17 protein-coding genes are annotated in these 21,325 nt (G+C 43.3%); 6 read left to right on the top strand and 11 right to left on the bottom strand.

Features of this window, described 5'->3' with window-relative positions; all coding sequences use genetic code 11:
* Positions 1 to 79: 79 nt before the first annotated feature.
* The 4 genes from QE417_RS00115 to QE417_RS00130 all read left to right on the top strand — a co-directional run bounded on the left by QE417_RS00115 (position 80) and on the right by QE417_RS00130 (position 6,284).
* Positions 80 to 2,542, top strand: coding sequence for a glycoside hydrolase family 2 protein (locus QE417_RS00115; RefSeq protein WP_311946684.1), 2,463 nt, complete (start codon positions 80 to 82; stop codon positions 2,540 to 2,542).
* The gene (locus tag QE417_RS00120; protein ID WP_311946686.1) at positions 2,505 to 3,047 is read left to right on the top strand and encodes a hypothetical protein; all 543 of its coding nucleotides are present in this window, start codon (positions 2,505 to 2,507) and stop codon (positions 3,045 to 3,047) included. Before QE417_RS00115 ends, QE417_RS00120 begins: the two co-directional genes overlap by 38 nt.
* Before the next feature lie 190 nt (positions 3,048 to 3,237).
* Positions 3,238 to 4,443 (top strand): mannonate dehydratase, encoded by a 1,206-nt coding sequence (uxuA, locus tag QE417_RS00125; RefSeq protein ID WP_311946687.1) that lies wholly within the window; start codon positions 3,238 to 3,240, stop codon positions 4,441 to 4,443.
* A gap of 17 nt (positions 4,444 to 4,460) precedes the next feature.
* Complete coding sequence (locus QE417_RS00130) at positions 4,461 to 6,284, top strand: AAA domain-containing protein (protein WP_311946688.1); 1,824 nt, start codon at positions 4,461 to 4,463, stop codon at positions 6,282 to 6,284.
* Here the strand turns inward: QE417_RS00130 and QE417_RS00135 are convergent.
* Positions 6,275 to 6,844 (bottom strand): GNAT family N-acetyltransferase, encoded by a 570-nt coding sequence (locus tag QE417_RS00135; RefSeq protein ID WP_311946690.1) that lies wholly within the window; start codon positions 6,842 to 6,844, stop codon positions 6,275 to 6,277. The genes QE417_RS00130 and QE417_RS00135 overlap by 10 nt on opposite strands.
* A 142-nt stretch (positions 6,845 to 6,986) precedes the next feature.
* On the opposite strand from QE417_RS00135, the gene QE417_RS00140 reads away from it, so the two are divergent.
* Complete coding sequence (locus QE417_RS00140; protein WP_311946692.1) at positions 6,987 to 7,253, top strand: hypothetical protein; 267 nt, start codon at positions 6,987 to 6,989, stop codon at positions 7,251 to 7,253.
* 24 nt (positions 7,254 to 7,277) lie between these two features.
* On the opposite strand, the gene QE417_RS00145 is transcribed toward QE417_RS00140, so the two are convergent.
* The 8 genes from QE417_RS00145 to QE417_RS00180 form a co-directional block, all read right to left on the bottom strand.
* Positions 7,278 to 7,964 (bottom strand): DUF421 domain-containing protein, encoded by a 687-nt coding sequence (locus QE417_RS00145; RefSeq protein ID WP_311946694.1) that lies wholly within the window; start codon positions 7,962 to 7,964, stop codon positions 7,278 to 7,280.
* 169 nt (positions 7,965 to 8,133) lie between these two features.
* Positions 8,134 to 10,728 carry an ATP-binding protein gene (locus QE417_RS00150; protein WP_311946696.1) on the bottom strand — a complete coding sequence of 865 codons (2,595 nt, stop codon included), beginning with the start codon at positions 10,726 to 10,728 and terminating at the stop codon, positions 8,134 to 8,136.
* Between the two features lie 242 nt (positions 10,729 to 10,970).
* On the bottom strand, positions 10,971 to 11,765 hold the full coding sequence (locus QE417_RS00155; RefSeq protein WP_311946698.1) for an SDR family NAD(P)-dependent oxidoreductase: 795 nt from the start codon (positions 11,763 to 11,765) through the stop codon (positions 10,971 to 10,973).
* Positions 11,766 to 11,929: 164 nt separating this feature from the next.
* The gene (locus QE417_RS00160) at positions 11,930 to 12,859 is read right to left on the bottom strand and encodes an alpha/beta fold hydrolase (RefSeq protein WP_311946699.1); all 930 of its coding nucleotides are present in this window, start codon (positions 12,857 to 12,859) and stop codon (positions 11,930 to 11,932) included.
* A 33-nt stretch (positions 12,860 to 12,892) separates the two neighbouring features.
* Positions 12,893 to 13,888, bottom strand: a complete 996-nt coding sequence (locus QE417_RS00165) for a hypothetical protein (protein ID WP_311946701.1) — start codon at positions 13,886 to 13,888, stop codon at positions 12,893 to 12,895.
* A gap of 17 nt (positions 13,889 to 13,905) precedes the next feature.
* Positions 13,906 to 15,669, bottom strand: coding sequence for an amidohydrolase (locus tag QE417_RS00170; RefSeq protein ID WP_311946702.1), 1,764 nt, complete (start codon positions 15,667 to 15,669; stop codon positions 13,906 to 13,908).
* A gap of 10 nt (positions 15,670 to 15,679) precedes the next feature.
* A complete protein-coding gene (locus tag QE417_RS00175) occupies positions 15,680 to 16,456 on the bottom strand; it encodes an alpha/beta hydrolase (RefSeq protein WP_311946704.1) in 777 nt (258 codons plus the stop codon).
* 15 nt (positions 16,457 to 16,471) lie between these two features.
* Positions 16,472 to 17,224 carry an SDR family oxidoreductase gene (locus tag QE417_RS00180; RefSeq protein WP_311946705.1) on the bottom strand — a complete coding sequence of 251 codons (753 nt, stop codon included), beginning with the start codon at positions 17,222 to 17,224 and terminating at the stop codon, positions 16,472 to 16,474.
* 534 nt (positions 17,225 to 17,758) lie between these two features.
* On the opposite strand from QE417_RS00180, the gene QE417_RS00185 reads away from it, so the two are divergent.
* Entirely contained in the window at positions 17,759 to 19,132 is a 1,374-nt protein-coding gene (locus QE417_RS00185) for an alginate export family protein (RefSeq protein WP_311946707.1), read from the top strand.
* Positions 19,133 to 19,175: 43 nt separating this feature from the next.
* Here QE417_RS00185 and QE417_RS00190 read toward each other — a convergent pair whose 3' ends face one another.
* Both QE417_RS00190 and QE417_RS00195 read right to left on the bottom strand, forming a co-directional pair.
* Complete coding sequence (locus tag QE417_RS00190; protein WP_311946709.1) at positions 19,176 to 19,493, bottom strand: helix-turn-helix domain-containing protein; 318 nt, start codon at positions 19,491 to 19,493, stop codon at positions 19,176 to 19,178.
* Positions 19,490 to 21,127 carry a sigma 54-interacting transcriptional regulator gene (locus tag QE417_RS00195; protein WP_311946711.1) on the bottom strand — a complete coding sequence of 546 codons (1,638 nt, stop codon included), beginning with the start codon at positions 21,125 to 21,127 and terminating at the stop codon, positions 19,490 to 19,492. Before QE417_RS00195 ends, QE417_RS00190 begins: the two co-directional genes overlap by 4 nt.
* Positions 21,128 to 21,325 lie beyond the last annotated feature (198 nt).

A 21,325-nucleotide genomic window follows, 5' to 3' on the forward strand; every position in this document is an offset into this window, starting at 1 on the left:
TACATTTGGTTACCATTATAATCTTCGGTTAGTGCATTGCCGAAAACAACACCTTACATATCATAAGTTGAAAAATTTGATGACTAAAAATCTACGCGCACTTGTAATTATAATAACCTTTTTGTTACCGGCGTTTGTTTACGCAGCGGGCTCGCCGCGCATTAAATACAATTTTAATCTTTCATGGAAATTAAATGTAGGCGATGCTCCCGGTGCCGACCAACCCGGCTATGACGATTCGGGCTGGAAAGCGGTAACATTACCACATGCCTGGAATGAGGATTCGGCCTTTAAAGTATCCATCGATCAGCACCCAACCGGTATTGCCTGGTACCGTAAACACTTTAAACTGCCCGCAACCGATGCCGGAAAGAAAGTGTTTATTGAGTTTGAAGGCGTGCGCCAGGCCGCCGAGATATACATCAACGGCCAAGGTATTGGTATGCATGAAAACGGTGTTATGGCTTTCGGGTTTGATATCACTACATTATTAAAGCCCGGCGCCGATAACGTAATTGCCGTAAAAACCGATAACTCATGGGAGTACCGCGAAAAAGCTACCAACACTAAATTTCAATGGAGCGATAAAAACTTTAATGCCAATTACGGTGGCCTCTCTAAAAACGTGTGGCTGCACGTAACCGATAAGTTGTACCAAACCCTGCCATTGTACGCTTTCCTGAAAACTTCGGGTGTTTATATTTATGCCAATAACTTTGATATTACAGGAGGGAAAGCCACTATCAATGCCCAATCAGAAGTGAAGAATGATGCTGATGCTGTTAAAATGTTCCAGTATGAGGTGGAGATCAAAGACCTCGACGGTAAAATAGTAAAGACCTTTGCAGGGGAAGCAACTATGCTTAAACCCGGCGAAAGTAAAACGGTTAAGGCAATGGCCGAGGTAACAGGGCTTAAGTTTTGGAGTTGGGGGTATGGCTATTTATATACAGTTACTACCCGCTTAAAAGTAAATGGTGCGGTAGTAGATGAAGTGCCCACTATAACAGGTTTCCGTAAGGTTGAATACAAAGATGGTATGGTATACCTGAATAATCGCGTGCTCATGATGCATGGATATGCGCAGCGCTCGAGTAACGAGTGGCCGGCCATTGGTCTTTCGGTACCGGCCTGGCTGAGCGATTACAGTAATGGTTTAGCTGTTGAAAGCGGTGGCAACCTGGTGCGTTGGATGCATATTACACCATGGAAACAGGATATTGAATCGTGCGATCGGGTCGGATTGATTGAAGCTATGCCTGCCGGCGATGCCGAGAAAGATGTAGAAGGTACCCGCTGGACACAGCGTACCCAGGTAATGCGAGATGCCATCATTTATAACCGTAACAACCCGAGCATATTTTTTTACGAGTGCGGTAACGAATCGATAAGTGAGCCGCATATGGCCGAAATGAAGGCCATCAAGTACCAATACGATCCATACGGAGGTCGTGCCATTGGCTCGCGCGAGATGCTGGACAGCAAGGAGGCTGAATACGGCGGCGAGATGCTCTACATAAACAAAAGCGCTCATATACCCATGTGGGCCATGGAGTATTCGCGTGATGAAGGTTTGCGTAAGTACTGGGACGAGTTTTCGCCGCCTTACCATAAAGATGGAGATGGACCGCTGTATCGTAACGCTCCGGCAACTGATTATAACCGCAACCAGGATTCGCACGCCATAGAAGATGTAAAACGCTGGTACGAATATTACAAAGAACGCCCGGGTACCGGTAAACGCGTAAGTTCGGGTGGGGTAAACATTATCTGGTCTGATAGCAATACCCACTTTCGTGGTTCCGAAAATTACCGCAGGAGCGGGGAGGTGGATGCCCTGCGTATTGCCAAGGATGGTTTTTATGCCCACCAGGTTATGTGGGACGGCTGGGTTGATGTTGAGAAACCGCGTGTACACATCATTGGTCATTGGAATTATAAAGCCGGCACTACTAAAAATATATACGTAGTTGCATCCGGTGAAAAAGTTGAACTTTGGGTAAACAATAAATCATTAGGCTTTGGCCAACGTTCAAACGGATTTCTGTTCACTTTCGACAATGTAAAATGGGAGCCGGGTACTATCAAAGCGGTATCATACAACGCAGCCGGAAAACAACTGGCGCAGGACGAGATTAAAACAGCTGGCGAACCGGCAGCCATCAAACTCATTTCTATGCAATCGCCCACTGGTTTCAAGGCCGATGGTGCCGATTTAGCATTGGTACAATTTGAAGTAGTTGATGCTCAAGGAAACCGTTGCCCAACAGCCATGAACATGGTGAATTTTAAGCTTAACGGCGAAGCCGAATGGCGTGGCGGACTGGCGCAAGGGCCTGATAATTACATACTGGCTAAATTATTACCTGCCGAAAATGGTGTAAACCGTGTGCTGATACGTTCAACCACAAAAGCCGGCAAAATTGTGTTAACTGCAAGTGCCGATGGATTAAAAAGTGCAAGCCTGACATTGAATACCTTACCGGTAACTGTGATGGAATGGTTTGGCTTTAACCGCTCCGGCTACTGGTTTAAAGCCTGAGCTAAAACGTGGTCCAACTCCGCAAACACCATCGTTCAAACCAAGCCGCAAAGCACTCGAAATTGTGAGTGCAACCGCAGGTGCAAACGCCGATAAAGCCATTGCCAGTTACGATGATAATGAATTATCAGATTGGGTTAATGACGGCAAGCAATCAACTGCCTGGATAAAATATACACTTAAGGAAGCCGAGACTGTAAACGAAGTAACGCTGAAATTAAACAATTTCAGAAGCCGGGTTTATCCTATCCGTATTTTGGTAGACGATAAAGAGGTATTTAACGGCAATACCGAAAAGAGCCTGGGATACTTTACAGCAATATGTAAAGCTGCTAAAGGTAAAACCGTTACCATATTACTTACCGGTGCTGCAACCACTAAAGACAATGCCAGCATAGGTACGGAAGTAGCCGGGCAAAAGCTTGACGATGGTGTTGCCCGGGATGATGCCAAAGCAAAAGGCTCACTCAGCATAATTGAGGCCGAGATTTATAAAACATTGTAAAAAATTATAAATCAGTTTAAAGTCCATAGATATACCTTGAAAAAAATTATTACATATATGGCTTTTTTCCAGAATATATTCAGCCCGTATTTCAAGCGAATAAAGATTATGCAATCGTTTGCATTAATCAATTCTTTAGGCTAAACTTGGCTGCAAATTTTAAAATGAGTGTTGTTATTATAAACACAATATGATACCTAATTTAGAGCAAACTTTCAGATGGTTTGGCCCAACCGACCCGGTAACCCTGCAAGCCATAAAACAAACCGGAGCTACCGGCATCGTATCGGCATTGCACCACATACCCTGTGGCGATGTATGGAGCATTGATGAAATACAGGCACGTAAAAATATAATTGAACAGGCCGGTTTTAACTGGGCCGTAGTAGAGAGCGTAAACATACACGAAAGCATTAAAATGGGCACGCCCGAACGCGATGCTTATATTGAAAGATATAAACAAACCCTAAAAAACCTATCGGCCTGTGGCATTGGCGTTGTATGTTACAACTTTATGCCCGTGCTCGACTGGACACGCACGCATTTGGATTACCGCCTGGATAACGGCGCATCGGCCTTACGGTACCACGCCCCGGCGCTGGCCGCTTTTGATTTATACATCTTAAAACGCGAAGGTGCTTTAAATGATTTTACTGTTGAAGAACAACAGGCGGCCAAAGTCTATCTGGATAGCCTGAACGAAGAAGAGATACAGTTATTAAGCAATACCATTTTGGCCGGATTACCTGGTACCGATGAGGTTTTTAGCATTGAAGAGTTCAAAGTATACCTGCAAAAATATGCTCAAGTAAATCAGGAGGTATTGAAAGCTAACTTAGCTTATTTTCTGCAAAATATAATTCCAACAGCCGAAGAGGCTGGCATTAAAATGTGCATTCACCCCGATGACCCGCCGTTCCCTGTGTTGGGCTTGCCACGGGTGGTTTCTAACGAGCAGGATTTAACCGATGTGGTGAACGCCTGCCCTTCATCATCAAACGGAATTACGCTTTGTACCGGCTCGTTGGGCGCTAACCCGGCTAATGATATTCCACGTATAATTGAGCGGTTGGGCGAAAATATACACTTTCTGCACCTGCGTAATGTGCGTCGCGAGGCAGATGGTAGCTTTTATGAGGATGAACACCTGGCCGGTACAACTAATATGTATGCAGTTATGAAAGCGGTTGTGGAGGAACAACTGAAAAGAGAAAATGCTGGTCGTGCCGATGCAGCCATCCCCATGCGCCCAGATCATGGACATAAAATACTCGACGATTATAATTACAACACCTATCCAGGTTATTCGGTTATTGGCAGGCTGAAAGGGCTGGCCGAACTGCGTGGTTTAGAAATGGGTATCAAATTATCTGTAGAAGTGGCATCAGCAAAATAATTACTTTTGCGGCCTGAATGAGTGATTATTTTAAAAACCTTGCTGCCCTGCTCGATGTGGAACGCCAGGCCGACGAAACTTCTTTTGCCAGTCTTACAAACGGGGTTGGCACTGCGCAACGCCGCGAACTGGGTTTGTGCTGGTACCCGATAGCCATTCGTAATACCGAACCGGTGCGTGGCGATTACATCAACGTTGAAGTTGAACGCACTACGCATAAAGAACTGTCTCACCAAATCCGTTTTGGTAGTTCGGTAGCATTATTCTCCAACCATAACCCCCAAGATAGGGTAAGGGGCACGGTAACCTATTTAGGTTCCGACCGGATGAAAGTAACCCTGCTTACCGAAGAACTACCCGATTGGGCCAGCGACGGTAAGCTGGGCATAGACCTGCTGTTTGATGCTTACAGCTACGACGAGATGAAGCAGGCCTTAAAAACTGCAGAAAAGCTCGATTCGCACCTAATTAAGGTACTTACCGGGCAGGAAAGCCCAGTAACTGCGAATGTGCCTTATCTTAATGCTGCGCTGAATGCATCACAAAATAATGCTGTTGCCCATATTTTAGGTTCTCAGGATTTAGCCATAGTACATGGCCCGCCCGGAACGGGTAAAACCACTACGCTGGTGGCCGCAATAAAAGCAGTTGTTGAGCGCAATGATGAACAAGTGCTGGTGGTAGCACCCAGCAACACTGCCGTTGATTTGCTGAGTGAAAAACTTACTGATGCCGGTTTGAATGTACTGCGCATAGGCAACCCGGTAAGGGTAAGCGAACGCCTGCAACAACTCACGCTTGATAATAAAGTTGCTGCGCACATACAAAGCAAAGAAATAAAGAAACTGCGTAAACAGGCTGCCGAGTACAAAAACATGGCGCACAAATACAAACGTAGTTTTGGCAAAGCCGAGCGCGATCAGCGCAAAGCCCTCTTTAACGAGGCGCATCGTATCATGAAAGACGTAACTCAAATTGAAGAGTACATTGCCGGCGATGTGATCAGCAAAACGCAGGTAATTACGGCTACCTTGGTAGGAGCCAATCATTACAGCATTAGTAAACTCAACTTTAAAACGGTTTTTATTGACGAAGCAGGTCAGGCCCTTGAACCAGCTACCTGGATACCGATACTAAAAGCCCAGCGTGTTATTTTAGCGGGCGACCACCTGCAATTGCCCCCAACCGTAAAATCGAGCCAAAGTGCATTAACCATTACCCTGCTCCAAAAATGCGTTGCCCTGCATCCCGAAGCTGTTACGCTGTTACAAGAACAGTACCGGATGAATAGCCAGATCATGAATTTTTCGTCGCGCAGGTTTTATGAAAATAGGCTCATAGCGCACCCATCGGTTGCCAACCGAATGTTATGGGAGGGCGATAAACCGTTTACCTTTATTGATACCGCCGGAGCAGGGTATGATGAAAACGCCGATGGCACCAGCACGGTAAACCCCGAGGAAGCAGCATTTGTAGTACGGCATATAGCTGCCCAAAACTATATTGGCCGTAGCGTTGCTGTAATAGCGCCGTACAAACAGCAGGTTGTATTATTAGCCGAATTGCTGGCCGGTACCGGCATCGAGGTAAATACGGTCGACGGTTTTCAGGGGCAGGAGCGTGATGTGGTTTATATATCGCTAACCCGGAGTAACAGCGATGGAACAATAGGCTTCCTGGTTGATTATCGCCGGATGAACGTAGCCATAACGCGTGCCCGTATGAAACTTATTATTATTGGCGACAGCGCCACTTTAGGGCAAGACCCTTTTTATAAAGAATTGTTAGCCTATGCCGAAGAAGTTGGCGGTTACAAAAGCGTGTGGGAATATCAAGATTGAGTTTTGGGGAAGTTATATTGCATGTGCCAGTTATCGGTTCCCAGCAGCTTTTTCTCACCCTTAATTTTAAACCCAAGCGAAGTATACAGCTTTTGAGCCTGATGATTGGTTTTAACAACCAACAAACCAATGGCCGGCCAGTTATTGGTGCGTCCTTGTTCAATCAACCCTTTTATTAGCTGCTTGCCAATACCTTTGCCGCGCATAGTTGGTTTTACACCAATGCAGTCAACATAATACTCGCCTTCTTTTGTTTCATCTTCGGGGATACCGTTGAACCCATATTGCTGCTGAATATAAACTAAAAAAGGCTGGCGAAGCTGGTTAAGTTTTGCGCCGTTGTAAGCGCAAATCATTCCTTTTACACCTTCATGGTCACTATAAACCAAGCAGTTTTGGAAACTATATTGGTTGCCCGGAATGGCGGCAAAACGTTCGAACAATAGCAGAGCTTCATGCTGCCCACGGCCGTTTACAAATGAGTTGGCCAGCGTACCCATAGCCATTATTATAAACGTGGCAAGTTCAGGGGCATCATTTGGTGTTGCAGGGTGTATCATTTGTTCAATATATTATTTTTAACATATATTGTGCTGTTCTTCTCAGTAAATTCTAATTCAAAACACCCGTTTGTAACGTTAAAGTTACTTTGTTGAAATGCTGTTTTAGGTAGCTTTGACGTAACCAATTATATATATCATTATGGCAGCATTCGAACTTCAGAACGCCATTATTGAGTTGTTAAAACGTGAGCTTGGCAGTGCACATACTGTTTCATTACTTCGCGATCAGATACTCATTCAAATAAGTACAGCCGATTTTGAACACCGGTTGGGTAATTTTCTTCAACAAATTTATAGCGTAATTGATCACCATGGGCCAAAACGCAATGAGCATATTTCACTCATCATCAGAGATGTAAACCAGCGTTACGAAAACGTTTTTAAAATATGGAAGTCGGTGTTTTAGGAAGTTATTTAAGGGAATGATAAATTATGCTATCCTACGATTTGATATAGCCGTTACCCACTCTTCATTTCCGCATCTTTTACATTTGCCGGCGGCAACTTTTTCTTCGGTAGCGGCACATATACCACAAGCGTAAATGTCTTTTTGTGCAATGTTTTTTTTTGAGCGTTGGTTATATGGTTTAGGAAGTACCGGTAAACCAAACTTTACTTCATTATCTTCATAAAAAAAGAAACTTACCTGTCCGTTAGTTTCCAGCAGTGCTGTACGTACCTGGCCAACATGCTCAATGCTTTGAGCTCGCATTTCGGCAAAAAACTCATCTTTGGCAAAGGTGTTATCGCTTTCTTCTTGCAAGGTAAACATGCCATTTTCAATAATGTACATCGGCTCACCCTCCAGTATACTTTCAAAACGTTCACTCTTGGCAGCAAAATAAGTAAGTAACCTGTAAAAAATAAGTATTACCGCAAATACCAGGAGCGATGGCAGCAAAGCAGCTTCTTTGCTAAACATGGGATCGCCTGCGGCCGAACCCAATGCAATAATAATGGCTACTTCAAATATGCTTAATTGCCGTACCCCTTTCTTGCCCGATAAGCGCAGCAGGATAAGTATAAAAGCAAACATAACCAAGGTGCGCAATACAATTTCAAAAGCAAAGCTCAAATCTAAATCGCTCAATAAAAGGTTATGCCAGTCGAGTTTCATTGTACTAATGGTCAATAATTTACAACAGCCATAGTACTTAAATGTTTATTATTAAAGGAATGCTAACGGGTTTTTAGGAAGACTAATTACAACGGCAGCACTTTAAATTAAAAACGCCACTTAAATTTTTTAAGAGGCGTTTCTGTTATGCTTTTTTTATAGGAATATCTCAAACCGGCAAACTCACAATAAATGTAGTTTGCTCGCCAGGTATGCTATCAACAGCTATTTTGCCGCCGTGTACTTTCACCACAACATCATAACTCAGCGAAAGACCTAAGCCGGTACCTTGTCCGGTAGGTTTGGTGGTAAAAAACGGTTGCATAATTTTGTCTTTAATATCATCAGGTATACCGGTACCATTATCTTTTACGATGATTTGTAATAGATTATTATTTAAAGTTGTACTTACTTCTACCACGGGCTTGTAATTGCCACCAATATTTTTTTGCTTTTGGTGTACGGCGTAAAAAGCATTATTGAACAGATTGAGCATCACCCGGCCCATTTCCTGCGGTATCATATTGGCCATGGGCAGGTCATCAGCAAAATTTGTAATGAGGTCGGCGTTAAAGGTTTTATCTTTTGCCCGCAATCCATGATAAGCCAAACGCAGGTACTCATCGGTCAGTTTATTAATGTCGGTAGGTTCTTTCTGTCCGTTTGAGGCGCGGCTGTGTTCAAGCATGCCCTTTACAATGCTGTCGGCACGTTTACCGTGATAATTTATTTTTTCTAATGCTTCTTTTAATTCTGTAGCCAGGTATTGAGCTTCGGCTATGTCACCTTTCACCAACTCGTCATTTAGTTCGGTCAACATTTCGGTACTTACTTCCGAAAAGTTATTTACAAAGTTGAGAGGGTTTTGAATTTCGTGGGCAATACCGGCGGTAAGTTCACCCAATGAAGCCATTTTCTCTGACTGCACAAGCTGGGTTTGTGCTGCCTTAAGCTCGGTAATTGCTTCGGCCAACTGGTCGCGCTGGGCGGTAATTTCTTCCTGTTTGTTGTTTAAGTCAGCATTCGCCTGGTTTATTAAAACATTTGCTTTACGCTGATTATAGTAGTTTAACCCAATAAAGCCCGATAGAACCACCAAAGTGGCCAAACCTCCCATGTAAAAATAGCTCTGATACTTTTTTGATTTAATTTCGGCTTTTTGCAACTTCATTTGCTCGTTAAGGCGTTGCGTAGCCAAGCGTTGAACGTATTTTAATGAGTCTTCACGTTTTTCGTATTCAAACCGGGCAATTTTTTGTTTAGTATCAGTTTTTTTCGTGATGTTATCTAAACTATCGGCCATATCGCGATACCGCTTATAGTGAGTAAATGCAGCCCGGTAATCATGTAACTTCTCATAAGCCAAACTTAACTCCCGATGAGCATTCTCCATGGAACTGGCATTGCCCGATTCAAAACTTTCATTCCAACCAATGTTTAAATACTTGATCATTAGCATATCACGTTCGCCTGGCTTTATCCCAGCAGCTAATAATGTTTTATCCGGGGCATCCCGAATGATAGTTCCCATGGTGCCATAAATTCCAGTAATTTTTAGTTTGTTATCAGTTTCGAGCCTGGCTGCCTCTTTAATATTGATGAGGGCTTGCTCGTAATTTTTTGCTTTATAATAAGTCCATGCAAGTGCGTTGAGGGTATTAATTTTAGTTGGCATATCAAGCGCATCAGTAACCGCTTGTTTACTGTAAGCCACCGCCTGATCATATTGCTCCACTTCGATAAGATTTTGCGCAATGGTAGCATTTAAACCGCTCAGATACGCCGCCGAAACCTGTTTGATTTTTTTTGCAGCTGTTAATGCGTGTTTATAATTTGTAGCAGCTTTTTCATAATCTTTTAGTTTAGCATAAATACCTGCAAGGTTCATGTAAGCCTGCATCAGCTCGGCCTGGTTACTTTTTGCTATGCCAATTTTAACTATCAGCAATCCGTCCTCAATTGCCTTATTGTAGTTACCTGTTGCCTGATTGGCCATTGCCCGTATAGCCAAAAAATGTGTGTATTGAGGCCACGTTTCATAGCCTTTCAGCATTTTTTCGGTTTGGCTGCAAATCAACAATGCTTTCTGGTAATTTTTGCTCATTACATAAGCCTCGGCAATATTAAGATGGATGGCAAATATTACCGGTAAATTTTTGGCCGCTTTGGCATAACCAAGGGCTTGGTTAAGATATTTAATAGCCTCGCTATATTGGGCTTTTTTTACATAAATACCGCCTTTAAGCAAAAGGTCGTTAGCCAGAATTTTGTTATTTCGGGTTTTTCTCAAATAAGGCTCGTTGGCTTCAATACGTTTAAGCGCTTCATCATATTTGCCTGTGCCTATAAAGCAAGAAGCTATATAGCTATTAATAAGATGTTTTTGAGTTTCAAGATGCAAAGTGTCGGCAAGTGCACCAACCTGCTCAAACCGTGCAATAGCAACGCTGATATTTGCTGCGTAATAATTGGCTACAGCCGATGCATAGAGCCATTTAAACTTACCTTTTTTCCAGTTAAGGCGTTTACTGAGCGCCTCGGCCTCGTTCACATATTTCATGGCCAGCGTAACCTGTCCTGCCGGCGAGTAGGCATTAGCAATATTGCATAATAAATTTAAGCGGGTGCTATCTTCGCGTGCTTTAACCAATTCGTTTTTAAGCGAATCAATTTCGGCCTGTCCACGTTTTTGAGCAAACGTTTGTGGGAGTGAAAAAACTATTAAAGAAAATAGTACTGATAGGGCAGGTACGGTTAGTTTCATATTGTAAAAAACTAAAGTACGCATTATCAGATTATTTATCCATAGTTAAAAATAGCTAACCAGCCGGGTTTCATCTGCTATTGTGACTTTTGTTTGAGTATTGGTTCCTGCGCAAAAATAGATTTTGGCAGTAATAATGAGCCTGCGCCAAACAGCGCAGTACTCTTTAAAATCTTTATGTGTGCTCATTCGGAGTATTATTGATACTGACTCTTAGGTTATATTATTTTGTGTAGGAATTTTTATAAGATTCCCTTTAATAATCCACCTTCGGCCCTAATTGCGGCACCGTTGGTAGCAGAGGCCAGTGGGCTTACTAAGTAAGCAACCATGTTGGCTACTTCACCAGTACTTAAAAATCGCTGTATGATAGAGGTAGGCCGAATCATTTTAAAGAAATCTGCCTCAACCTGGTTCGTTGTTTTATTTTGGTCTTTAGCCAGGTTTTCAATAATGCCGCCAACGCCTTCAGATAAGGTGGGTCCGGGCAATAGGGAGTTTACGGTAACGGCAGTACCTTTGGTCAGTTCGGCAAGTCCGCGGGCTACGGCCAGCTGCGCAGTTTTGGTTACGCCGTAGTGAATCATTTCTTCGGGGATCTGTACGGCCGACTCGCTTGATATAAAAATAATTCGCCCCCAGTTATTATTCAGCATTTTACCGAAGTAAGCACGGGATAAACGAATGCCGCTCATTACGTTTATTTCGTAAAAGCGCGCCCAATCCTCATCTTTAATATCCAAAAATGCTTTCGGCTCAAAAACAGCTACGTTATTGATCAGGATGTCGACCATAGGTATATGATTAACCAGGCTTTTTATTTCTTCGGCATTGGTTAAATCGGCAGTATACCCGCTAACGCTGTTATTGCCGCTTTCCAATTTGATTTCAGCTACCGCTTTCTCTACCCGTTCGGTAGTGCGGCCATTGATGATAACTTCGGCACCTTCTTTGGCTAATTGCAGAGCGATGGCATAACCTATACCGGCAGTAGAGCCACTGATCAATGCCTTTTTGTTTTTTAATTGTAAGTCCATAGTATGTTTAAGTTTGTATGTGATTTGTTAAATAATTTGTGTTTGGTAGGGGAGGTATGTTATTTAATGAGATGGATTAAGACGGCTAAGCATTGTATACAGCAAAGCATTCTGCACACTTAATGCAGAATGCCGCCGAAAGTAATTAAGGGGGTTAGGCAGAGTTATTTAAGCAAGAATGCCAGCAAGTCCTTTTTAACTTGTGGTGTGTTTTCTTGTACCACCCAGTGCCCCGAATCTTTTATTACAGATTCCTGCACATTGGTTGCCACCAATTTTGTATGTGTAGCCAGGAAAGGACCCGCAAAGTGATCAGACCCCATAGTCAGCACGGGCATTTTTATTTTTTGCTTAGCAAATTCTATATTATCCTTAGCGTCCTGGTTAAAGTAACCAAACCAGTGAAAAGCACCCGTGGTAGCACCAGGAACGGAATAGGCACGTATAAATTCAGCACGTTCAGCCGCAGTGAAGGCTTTTTTTTGAAAACCCACTACCGGCCAAAAATCTGTCAGGAATAGCCCTACTTTACCTGAAACCAGTTCGCCTGCATGCGGCTGGGCAAAAAAACCAAACCACCAGGCCTGTGCTTTTACCTGGCTCCAAACCGGCTCTATACCGGGTAGTAAAGCATCCAGTAAGGCAAGTTTTTTAACATCATCCGGAAACTGGGCAGCATAGGCGTAGGCTACCATTAAACCAATATCATGGCCTACAACATTAACCTGCTTGTAACCTAATTTCTGTGTTAGCTCATGCATATCTACAGCCATATTCTTTTTGTCATAACCTCCGGCTGGTTTTCCCGACTCACCAACGCCGCGCAGATCTGGCGCTATAACCGTGAAGTGTTTTGACAATTCGGGCAGTAGCCTGTTCCACATATACCAGTTTTGCCCAAAGCCGTGTATGAGCAGCAATGGCTCGCCTTTACCGCCAATTACATAATGAATTTTGACCTTGTTTACAGTGGCATATTGATGCTTGAAATTTGATGGAGGATTAGCTGCGCTAACTGCTGCCAGTACATTACCCACTAATGCTGTTAAGAGCAGGGTAACTAATACATGTTTGATTTGAGTTATTGTTTTCATATTTGTGATTTGTTGTATTTTATAAATCGGTGGTTATTTTTTTTGGCTGGTGCTGATGTCTTTGTAGGCGTTAGGCAGGTTAAAATTGTAATGCAGCCAATTGAAGAGCATATAGCCTTTATCAAAGGACTTCATGGTGACGGCCGTTTTGGTTTGTTCCAGGCTCAGTCCTTTGTTTACGGCTGCTTCCACCTCTTTCTTTAATTCTTCCACATAATCAATGGTGTTTTTGATGCCTGCTTTATTAGTAATGCGGCCATGACCGGGAATGACAATGGCATCATCGGGCAAAAAATCATATACTTTTTTCAGGTTGACCACTGGCTCTAAAAACACACCGTCGAACAACCAGGGAATAGCCGGACTTTCGGCAATGAAGGGATTAGCGGCCCAAAACACTTTTTGATCAGGCATCCAGACGAACAGATCGGCCTCCGATTGCGCCGGGCTTATGTTCAGCATTTCCACGATCTTGCCCCCGCCCATATCTACCTTGAGGTTACTGTTCTTTGGTATTACGATATCTGCCGGACGGAAAACCGTGTTTTCTATCCCTCTGCCTTTGCCAAATAAACCAACCATAAAAGTTTTAATACCCTCATAGTTTTTTGACAGGTTTTCCTTAGCAAATTCGTTTTGAATGATCATGGTAGAGGACGGTAAGAGGTAGTTACCGAAGCAATGATCTCCGTGGTCGCTGGTGTTAACTGCATAAATAATGGGCTTATCCGTTACCGACCTTATTAGTTTTATTTCCTGGTCATACAAGCGTTTGGTTAGCATCACCTCAATGAGCATTACCCCTTTTTCGCCAACTATAAAACCGCCTGTAGTAGCCTGGGGTATACCTTTGCTGGTTTCCGCTTCTGCAGTAGTTGGTATAATGGCGTATATATCCTTTGCCACCTTATGCAGTCCCAGTGTTACGGTATTGGCATCCCATATAGGAATTGTGGGTGGCATTTGTGCATACGCACTGCTGCTTAGCAGCAAACTTGCTGCTATTAGTTTTAAAATTATTTTTATCATGATGATGGGTTGAGTGTTTATTTTTGATAGCCGCCATAGTAATTAACCGGCGACCAATTAGGCATAGCTTTGTTTAAGGGAGGGCACAGGTTTTTATAAGGGCCAGCGGCGTAAACCACCTTACCATTAACTACGGTCATTAAAGAGGTAATGTGTTTTACCTTATCAGGATTGGCAGAAAAATAATCATCAGAAAGGATAACCATATCGGCATACATGCCTTTGATCAATTTGCCTTTTACATCCTGCTCGCCTGAGCACCAGGCACTGCCAGCGGTGTATAGCTTTAATGCTGTAAACTTATCCAGCACCTGATCTTTTGGCCAAAATTGCAGTGCGCCGATGGTTTTACCGGTCAGTAACCAATGCAGGGCCATCCACGGGTTATAAGTAGAAATGCGGGGGGCATCGGTGCCCATACCTACCGGGATGCCCATGGCCAGCATTTTTTTGATGGGCGGCAATTGCGTTTTAGGCAGGCCGTACATTTTGGTATAAAGTTCGCCCTGGTAGTACATGCGAAACTGCACGGCCACTCCACCACCCAATGCTTTAACACGCGCCAGCTCAGCATCGGTTATCGTTTCTGCGTGATCGAAGAACCACCTTAAACCGTTAAATGGTATTTCTTTATTAACTTTTTCAAATACATTTAACATACGGTCTATAGATTCTCCGTAGGTTGCATGCAGGCGAAACGGCCAGCGGTTTTTAACCAACAGGCGAATTACCGGCTCCAGGTCGCTTTCCATTTCCGGCGAAAGTTCGATGCGGGGTTCCAAAAAGTTTTCAAAATCTGCACCGGAGGCGATAAGGTTTTCACCAGCACCTTCCATCGCATAGCCGTTGGCCATCAGGATATGATCATTCTGCTTAGGATGAGTTTGTTTGATCCATTTTTCATAGTCAGCTAACTCTTGTCCCTTTTGCTGGGCAAATAAATAGTATGCCGTACGAACGGTTAGTTTACCCGCCTTGGCCAGTGCCAATGAAGCCTGGTAATCGGCATCATAATTTTGCGCTCCTCCTGCGGCATCCACCACACTGGTTATACCAAAGCTGTTTATCTCCCTGTAAAAGTGTTCAGAACTGTTGATCCGCTCTTCAGGGGTAAGTTTGCTGGTAAGCGCCAAAGTACGGTAGATGGCCATCGGCGTTTCTTTTGCATACAGTAAGCCGGTTGGATTGCCATCCTTATCCAATTCAACTAAACTACCGGGGTAGTTGGTGTTTTTATCATAGCCCAATACCTCGATGCCTTTCTTATTCAAAAAAGCTTTACCATACAGGTAAGTAATAAATACCGGTTTATCTGGTACGGCGGCGTTGATCTCCTCTATAGTCGGTTGTCTCTTCTCGGCAAATTGAAATTCATTCCAGCCGCCTACAACCTTAATCCAGGCACCATCAGGCGTTCTTGCGGCTTGTTCTTTCAGCATCTCCATGGCGCGTTTCAACGTCTTTACCCCGTCCCAGCGCAACTCCATATTAAAATTTAAGCCTTCGCGAATGGCATGCATATGGCTGTCATTTAAACCGGGTATTACTGTTTTTCCGGCTGCATTAATTAGTTTGGTTGCTTTATTTTTGTAGGATTTTATAATATGCCCGGTACTTCCTGTGCCGATGATCAGACCATCTTTTACCGCTATAGCCTGTTTATACTCGCCGGGTTTAGCCATCGTTGCGATCTTGCCATTGTAAATAATAAGGTCGGCTTTTTGCTGGGCTGAAGCCGTTAGCATGATGGCCAGAAATGATAAGGTCAGTAATTTTTTCATGGTTTTGAATTTAATTTAGCCAGTTGATGATGTAATCAGCGATCTCCTGCCAGCCAGGTTGACCAAGCACAAAATGGTTTCGGTCAGCAAATTCTTTGTAATCGGTCACCGAAGTGGAATCGTTGTATTTGCGATAATTAGTACGATTCAGCGATGGCGGGATAAAACGATCATCGCTGCCAGCTACAAACAATAGGGGGGCATGTGGCTGTGAAAAATCTATTTTAGCAGCATCGGTTGTAGCATCGCGAATGAGCAACTTGGACTCAGGAACAAGCAAATTATAGTAGGCCTCCTTTTGAGCCTCGAATGGCATTCCATTGGTAAATGCGTACTGCCATTCGGGGAAGGACATCAGATAGGTTTTACCGGTATTGGTAAAGAAGCCCAGCGCTGGCCAACCTGCTTTGTAAAAGGAGTATTTAAATGTAAATACTCCTTTTGGCTGGAGGGAATGTATTGCTATCCCCGCCGCTGCCAATCCATCCTGAATTAACAATTGTGTAATAAGACCGCCCATTGAATGCCCGATCAGGATCGGTTTTTCGGGCAGGGATCTTACAATATTTCTAAAATAAGCTGTTAGTTTATCAAGGCGCTGGCCGGCTACATCTGCATCAGGATGGCGCTGGCGCAATGTACAGGCAGGGGCATCTTTAAATGGCCATGCCGGGGCTAAGGTTTGATAGCCGCGCTGTTCAAAATAGCTTTTCCATTCGGTCCAGCAATCGCTGCTCACAAAAGCGCCGGTAATAAAAACAATGATTTTTGAATTGATATTTTTCATGGTGGTCGGCTTTAATTAAACCACCGGGTTTACGATCAGTCCTCCGTCGATCACCATCTCGGTGCCGGTAATGAAAGAGGAATCATCTGAGCCCAGGAAAGCTGCCAGTTGTGCTATTTCCTGTGATTGGCCAAACCGCTTTAACAAGATCTTGTCACTAAGTACTTTACTAAAGCCTGCAATTTCTTCTGCATTTAAACCTAATTTTTCATATACCGGGGTTTCGACCGGGCCTGGAGATATACAATTGACGCGGATTTTCCTGGACGATAATTCTGTTGCAAGCACACGGCTCAGGGCAATTAGCGCTGCTTTACTTGCCGAATAAACACCTGAATTGGGCATGCCCACACTGGCATTCACTGAGGTATTAAAAATGACCGAGCCACCATTGTTTAACAAAGGCAGTAATTTCTGAAGCGTAAAGAAAACGCCTTTTACGTTGATGTTGATGATCTCATCAAAATGCCCTTCGCTGGATTGCTCAAAAGGCGCAAAATTGGCTATACCGGCGTTTAAAAAAATAATGTCGATCGTACCGAAGTCAGCTTTTACCACCTCTGCCAACTTATCAATTGCCAAAATATCTCCCTGGTCTGAAATATAGCCGGTAACCCCTAATTCAGAGGCTGCGTCGTTAACCGCACCCGCATTTCTGCCTGTAATTATAACGTTTGCGCCTTTTGATTTAAATAATTTTGCTGTAGCATATCCAATGCCGCTGTTTCCGCCGGTAATGATCGCTGTCTTTTGATCTAATGTGTTCATGTGAAGAATATTTATGTTGAACACATTGATACAAGCCCAAAGCCATTTATGTAAATATTTGAAAATGAGTAATTTGAAAGTTATTGGTGTTTGCTCATTGGCTATATCTCGTAATTCGGGCAAAAAAGCAACGAAATACGGTTAGGATGCTACTAACAACAATCGTTAACTGTGCAGCCGCACCTACACACCTTATATGATTTTTATCAACTATGCCATGATATATATAGTATTTACGGCACTGATAATTGTTGATCACCTTTTATTGATACAGGTACTGCGGACAACGTTATTTCGTAGTAAAGCCGTTTAAAACCCCGAAATAAAGCCATCGTATAAGAATATATAGAATTTAATGTTCTGTTATTCAGTAAGTTGAATTGCGGGCATTACTCTTGGCTGTATTCAGAAAATGCATAACTAAAATTACAACACTTATTCCACCGTTACAGCCTGGTTGTAGTTATGATATAGGCATTTAGTAAGCATACCACTTTTACGCCGTTGATCAAATAATTCTATATACCTATCCTTATGAAAACGATCGCTTTCTCATTATTTTTCTATTTTACTTGCTGCGCTTGTTGGGCGCAGGATGTGCCTTTCAAACCGTTACGGTACGACGAAAATTATACTTACCTGAAAAAGGATACCTCCACCAATTGGTACCATCAGTTAAAGTTCAATCCGCTATCAAGGGACAAAGCCGTATATTTAAGTTTTGGCGGAGAGGTTCGCTACCAATACTTTTACTTTCATAACCAGGATTGGGGCGAAGCACCGGCGGATAAGAACGGTTTTATTTTAAACCGTTATTTGGGGCATGTCGATTTTCATGCAGGCAAGCATTTTCGCACATTCATTCAGTTACAAAGCAGCATGGCCAGTGGTCAGGTAGATACCCCATCACCTGTAGATCAAAACCTGCTTGATCTGCACCAGGCTTTTATTGATTACTCAATTCCCTCGGGTGCAAATAGTTTTCTAACATTAAGAGCAGGCAGGCAGGAATTATCCTATGGTTCGCAACGGTTGGTTGCCGTACGCGAAGCGCCCAACAACCGGCAAGCTTTTGATGCGGCTAAACTGATGTACGGCCACAACAACCTCAAAATCGACCTATTTTACTCTTATTATGTGCCGGCAAGGCCTGACATTTTTGATGACCGTTTAAATAAGGGAACCAAATTTTGGGGTGCTTATGGGGCATTTACTAAAATACCGGTAGTTCAAAATTTTGACCTTTATTATTTGGGCATTTATAAAAACGCAACTTCTTTTGATGATGGCGACGGTGTGGAGACCCGTCACACCATCGGCACTCGTTTATGGGAAAACACACCTTCCTGGCAATACGACTTGGAAGGTGCTTATCAGTTCGGCGATCTTTCAAAAGGCCGCATCTCTGCCTGGACCATGTCGGCAAATATTGCCTATACGCTCCACCGTACTAAATTTAAACCGCAGATCGGATTGAAGACCGAAGTGATCAGCGGTGATAAAAATCATGGTGATGGCAAGCTGAATACTTTCAATCCACTATTTCCAAAAGGAGCATATTTTGGCCTTGCGGCATTGATCGGTCCTTATAATTTACTGGATGTACATCCGTACATCCAGTTTAATTTGACCAAACGGTTGGTATTTGCAGAGGACTACGATATGTTTTGGCGAATGGACCGCAATGACGGGCTCTACGCGGTTAACGGCAAATTACTTTACAGCGGCAAGTCCGGCAATTCAAAAAAGATAGGCCGCCAATTAGGCAGCGAGTTGCAATATACCTTCAACAAATTTCTTTCCTTTAAGCAGGAGCTGACCTGGTTTCATGCTGGTGATTTTTTAAAAGAGGCCGGACTGGGGGAGGACATTTTTATGGTTGGCAGTACCCTCACGCTGAAATTTTAAAGATGATTATTCTATAAGCTTTCAAAAAACGAATATTTTAACGCTACACACCAAAATCTTTACGGATGCCCAGCTTTTTCATTTTTGAATTAAGCGTAGTAGGCGGCAGGTTTAATAAATGAGCCGCACCGCCTTCGCCCCAAATTTTGCCATTACACTTTTTTAATGCCGCCATAATGTGTGCACGTTCTCCGTCACTCATTGTTGTGGCTACGGGTTCAGGAGGGGCAGCGGCCGGGTGTTGCTCTAATTGCGTAGGCAGTACCATGCTGGTGATCATGTCGTCCCGGGTAAGCAAAACGTTCCTTTCAATCAGGTTTTCCAGCTCCCGGATATTTCCCGGCCAATGATATTGTTTCATGCTTTCTCCAGTACCTGTGGGGTAATTGCACGCACGGTTTTGCCTATCTTACGGGAATAAATGTTTAAAAAGTGATTTGCCAGATCTGCCAGATCTTCTTTCCTTTCCCTTAGTGGCGGCATTACTATTGGAAAAACGTTGATGCGGTAAAAAAGATCGAGCCTGAACCGTCCCTCCGCCACTTCTTTGGTCAGGTCGCGGTTGGTTGCGGCAATAATGCGCACATCTGTTTTGATGGTGGTGCGGCCACCTATACGTTCGATCTCTTTTTCCTGAAGAACCCTGAGAAGTTTGGATTGCGATTCGAGTGGCAGTTCACCGATCTCATCTAAAAAAATAGTTCCGGTATGCGCTTGCTCAAACTTGCCTATCTTGCGCTCATGTGCGCCGGTGAAAGCCCCTTTTTCATGGCCGAAGAGTTCTGAATCGATCAGCGAGGTTGGCAATGCAGCACAATTGATCCTGATGAAAGGCTTATCTTTCCGGAGAGACAATGAGTGTATACGTTCAGCTATCTTTTCCTTTCCGGTACCGCTTTCGCCCAGTATAAGCACGGAAGTGTCTGCCCGAGCTACCTGCATTACCTGATCAAATACGGTTAGCAAAAGATGGCTATTGCCAATGATACCCTGAAAAGGGCTGACCCCATCTGCTCGTTGCGAATGATTTTTGATAGAATAATTCCTTGTTTCTGACACCAGCGGGCTATCCGGAAGGCGATAGACCTTTTCTACAAAACTGTTTAAAACAGGCTGGAACTTTTCACATAATAATAAATGATCGGCCTGGTAGGCATCTGACCGGCGACTGTAAAAATTAAAATAAACCAGCTTTTCGTCACCAGCCGCTATTGGCCAGCATAAATGAGAATGTAAATGGTATGTGTCAGTTATAATGCGTTTTAACGATGGCGTGCGCAGTAACTCATCCAATTCATTTCCATCATACCAGGTCGTCATATCACTGTTAGGATCATTTAGTTTTAAACCCGCCAATTCAAGCTGCTTGTGCCTGGTTATAACCATTAACTCATTAACACCAATAACCTGGTATTCATCAAATCCAACCCTGTTAAAACCCAGTTCATAAAAAGCATTCGTTTCTTCTTGCTTTAAACCGATGGATAAATACTCAAAGGGTAGGAGAGGCTGCAGTACTTTGGCAATTTGCAGCATTTTAAGTTCCCAACTTTGCCCCTTAGCAAGTATTTCAGCTGCTTTCTTTTGTAACTGCGCCGTTTTCGTTGAGCCGTTTTCCAACAGTTGACCGTGACGATAAACCGCAATATCGAGAGCGGTCAAAACATCCTTATCACGAAAAGGCTTGATCACAAAGCCATATGGATTGGTCGTTTTTGCAGCATCGAGTACTTTTTGATTTGAATTGGCGGATATGTATATAAATGGAATGTTCATTTCCGAAAGCCTATGTGCCAGATCGATTCCCGTAAGCTTGCCTTTCAGATAAATGTCTAACAGGACAAATTCCGGCTTAAATTCCGTAATAAGTTCGAGTGCCTCCTTAACGCTGTCGGCAATACCGCAAACATAGTGCCCCGAAGATCTTAAAATATTAGCCAGCACATCGGCAATGATGAATTCGTCTTCGACAATAAGTATCCGTTTATTATCCACGTTCTTCGGTTTTACTAAAAAGTTCAATTATAAAGTTAATATTAATTGTACAGCCTTGTTAATTGCTGATGGCCAAACTGTTTAAACAATAATATAACCATCACCGTGTTCAGAAATCTTGCCATAAAGCCCATTGGTAGCGGTTTAAGTTATGATGACGAGATAAAGCTGTAGTTTTATGATAGGTAAGAAAAATTT

Origin of the sequence: Mucilaginibacter terrae (assembly GCF_031951985.1) — a bacterium.
GTDB classification, from domain to species: domain Bacteria; phylum Bacteroidota; class Bacteroidia; order Sphingobacteriales; family Sphingobacteriaceae; genus Mucilaginibacter; species Mucilaginibacter terrae_A.

Bases quoted from the DNA above. Each gene is read 5' to 3' on its own strand.
- QE417_RS00115 (WP_311946684.1), top strand. From the start codon at position 80: ATGACTAAAAATCTACGCGCACTTGTAATTATAATAACCTTTTTGTTA.
- uxuA (WP_311946687.1), top strand. From the start codon at position 3,238: ATGATACCTAATTTAGAGCAAACTTTCAGATGGTTTGGCCCAACCGAC.
- QE417_RS00130 (WP_311946688.1), top strand. From the start codon at position 4,461: ATGAGTGATTATTTTAAAAACCTTGCTGCCCTGCTCGATGTGGAACGC.
- QE417_RS00135 (WP_311946690.1), bottom strand. From the start codon at position 6,844: ATGATACACCCTGCAACACCAAATGATGCCCCTGAACTTGCCACGTTT.
- QE417_RS00140 (WP_311946692.1), top strand. From the start codon at position 6,987: ATGGCAGCATTCGAACTTCAGAACGCCATTATTGAGTTGTTAAAACGT.
- QE417_RS00145 (WP_311946694.1), bottom strand. From the start codon at position 7,964: ATGAAACTCGACTGGCATAACCTTTTATTGAGCGATTTAGATTTGAGC.
- QE417_RS00150 (WP_311946696.1), bottom strand. From the start codon at position 10,728: ATGAAACTAACCGTACCTGCCCTATCAGTACTATTTTCTTTAATAGTT.
- QE417_RS00155 (WP_311946698.1), bottom strand. From the start codon at position 11,765: ATGGACTTACAATTAAAAAACAAAAAGGCATTGATCAGTGGCTCTACT.
- QE417_RS00160 (WP_311946699.1), bottom strand. From the start codon at position 12,859: ATGAAAACAATAACTCAAATCAAACATGTATTAGTTACCCTGCTCTTA.
- QE417_RS00165 (WP_311946701.1), bottom strand. From the start codon at position 13,888: ATGATAAAAATAATTTTAAAACTAATAGCAGCAAGTTTGCTGCTAAGC.
- QE417_RS00170 (WP_311946702.1), bottom strand. From the start codon at position 15,669: ATGAAAAAATTACTGACCTTATCATTTCTGGCCATCATGCTAACGGCT.
- QE417_RS00175 (WP_311946704.1), bottom strand. From the start codon at position 16,456: ATGAAAAATATCAATTCAAAAATCATTGTTTTTATTACCGGCGCTTTT.
- QE417_RS00180 (WP_311946705.1), bottom strand. From the start codon at position 17,224: ATGAACACATTAGATCAAAAGACAGCGATCATTACCGGCGGAAACAGC.
- QE417_RS00185 (WP_311946707.1), top strand. From the start codon at position 17,759: ATGAAAACGATCGCTTTCTCATTATTTTTCTATTTTACTTGCTGCGCT.
- QE417_RS00190 (WP_311946709.1), bottom strand. From the start codon at position 19,493: ATGAAACAATATCATTGGCCGGGAAATATCCGGGAGCTGGAAAACCTG.